2 protein-coding genes are annotated in these 1,930 nt (G+C 71.3%); one reads left to right on the forward strand and one right to left on the reverse strand.

Annotation, left to right across the window (positions count from 1 at the left end):
- On the reverse strand, positions 1 to 1,116 hold a 1,116-nt coding region (locus K789_RS0115855; protein WP_024367611.1), incomplete at its 3' end, for a glycoside hydrolase family 32 protein.
- A gap of 76 nt (positions 1,117 to 1,192) precedes the next feature.
- Here K789_RS0115855 and K789_RS0115860 point away from each other — a divergent pair.
- Positions 1,193 to 1,930: phosphatase PAP2 family protein (locus K789_RS0115860; protein ID WP_024367612.1), on the forward strand; the 738-nt coding region annotated here is incomplete at its 3' end.

Below are 1,930 nucleotides of genomic sequence, written 5' to 3' on the forward strand. Positions count from 1 at the left end.
CAGCCGGAGCGTGCCCTCTCCCCCGGCCACCCGGGCCTCCGCCCCGCCCGGCAGTGACAGGGTGCCCGCGGCGCCGTGGTGAAGCCGGCCGCCGCGGTAGGCGCGGAGTTCAGGGGCCGGCTCGACGGCGAGGACCTCGCCGTGCACGGACAGCTGGCGCGGGAACGTCAGGATCCCGGCCCAGCCGGCGTCGTCTGTCTCCGCCTGGCTGCGCCCAGGCCGTTCCTCGGAGGCCTCCGCCTCGCCGGACCAGCCCCAGAGCAGCGCCCGGTCCGGCAGCGCGAGGAGCTGCGGGGCGTAGAACTCCCGTCCCAGGTCGGCTTTCCCGCCCGACGCCGGGGTGAACACCGGCAGCCCGTTGCCGTTCGCCGTTAGCGAGCCGAGGAGGTAGCCGACGCCGTTGGGGTGGTCGTGCTGGTCCGCGGCGAGCCAGAGCGAGGCCATCAGCAGCCAGGTCTCCGCGCCCGAGGAATCCGGGACCCGGACCAGCTGCGGGCACTCCCAGATCTCGGCGGGCAGGTGCCGGGCCGCGAGCGGGTCCTGGGTGCTGAACCAGATCCCCTCGTACCGCCACCGGCGCAGGTCGTCCACACTGTAAAGCAGCACGGCGGCGTGGCCGGAGGCCAGCCCGGCACCCTGAAGGGCGAAGCTGCGGCCCTGGAAGCTGAACAGGAACGGGTCCCGGACAGCGGTGACCTGCGGGTCCGGGGGAACCTCGGCCGCGACGTGCCCGTCCTGGGTCCAGCTGCGCAGGGTCCGATCGGCCCGGGCGAGGACCACCCGGGAGTAGCCGCCCACGGTGTCGACACCGGAATACACGGCGGTGGGTACGCCGCCGTCGTCGGTCACCACACCGGACCAGCAGCCCAGCGCGTCCGGTCCGCCGGGCTGTGGCCGGAGCGCCACCGGTTCCTCGTCCCAGTGCACCAGGTCCGGGGAACTCAGGTGCCCCCAGCAGATGGCCCCGTGCCGGGCCGAGTCCGGGTTGTACTGGAAAAACACGTGATAGCGGCCGTCGACGTGGCTCAGGCCGTTGGGATCGTTGATCCAGCCGCGCGCAGGCCGCGGGTGAAAGCGGGGGAAGGCTGGGTCCGGATGTCTCGCCGCGGTGTCCATGGCCAAACACTACCCGCGCGGCGGCGCAAGGCGCCCGCTCAGAAAATTCGCAGGGTTCTGTGGGAACCTGAGACGGATGACTTTTCGGCAGGAACGCACCAGCACACACCCGGCTTCGGAGTACCCGCAGCCGCCGTCCGGGGCTCCTGTTGGACGCCAGGGCCGCGGCACCGGGTTCCTGTTCCTGCTGGCCACCCTCGGCTGCATGGCCGCCCTCGCCGCGACCTATTACTTCTTTGTCCGCACCACCATGGGCCAGTTCATCGACGAGTCCGCCCTCGTGGAGGCAGTCGAAATCCACGGTGCCGCGGGCAAGGCCGCCAATAAGCTCCTCGACTGGCTGCCGGCGTTATCCCTGCTGATCGCCTCGGTGGTGGTCCTGGTTGTCACCGTGCTGAAGAGGCGCTGGGCAGCCGCGGGGATCGCCGTGGCTGCCTGCACGGGCGCCAACGTGGCCACCCAGATCCTGAAGGACATCGTTCCGGTCCGGCCCTACACGGGGGTCGAGACCCTGGAGCTGAACTCGCTGCCCTCCGGTCACACCACCCTGGCGGCCTCGGCCGCGGCCGCGGTGTTCCTGATGGTCTCCCCGCGCTGGCGGCCGCTGGCCGGATTCCTGGGCGGCAGCTTTGCCGTCGCGACGGGGGTGTCCACCCTGATCAACCAGTGGCACCGGCCCGCCGACGTCGTCGCGGCGTTCCTCGTTGTGGCGGTGTTTATGCTCCCGGCGGGATGGCTGATTATCCGCAAGGGGCCGCGCTGGAACGTCTGGGACGGCTACGGAAACCATTGGGCCTCCTCACGGCTGTGGCTC

The sequence above is a fragment of the Arthrobacter sp. TB 26 genome, assembly GCF_000427315.1.
GTDB lineage: Bacteria > Actinomycetota > Actinomycetes > Actinomycetales > Micrococcaceae > Arthrobacter.